The 303-nt window shown below is 67.0% G+C and carries 1 pseudogene; it reads right to left on the bottom strand.

The features are described from left to right. A pseudogene (locus ADL08_RS14255) lies at positions 1-303 on the bottom strand (transporter substrate-binding domain-containing protein); the annotation flags it as partial.

Below are 303 nucleotides of genomic sequence, written 5' to 3'. Positions count from 1 at the left end.
GGGTTCCGTCGATGTCGTGCTCGTCGCTGCGGACGAGGAGGGACTGTCCGGCCAGGTAGTACGGCCCCGCGAACCCCACGAGCTGCTTGCGGGTTTCGTTGATGGTGTACGTGCCGACGTAGTAGTCGATCTGGCCGTTCTGCAGGGCGGTCTCGCGGTTGGCCGAGGCGATCGGGCGGAACTAGACGCGGGCCGGGTCGAAGGCGAGGGAGGCCGCCATCATCTTGGCGATCTCGATGTCGAAGCCGGAGTAGCGGCCGGAGGCGGGGTCCTTCTCCCCCATGTAGGGCTGGTCCTCCTTGG

The organism is Streptomyces sp. NRRL F-6492, assembly GCF_001280125.1.
Classification (GTDB): domain Bacteria; phylum Actinomycetota; class Actinomycetes; order Streptomycetales; family Streptomycetaceae; genus Streptomyces.
Note: the sequence above shows the minus strand (reverse complement) of the source record. Positions and strands in the feature narration are given on the sequence as shown.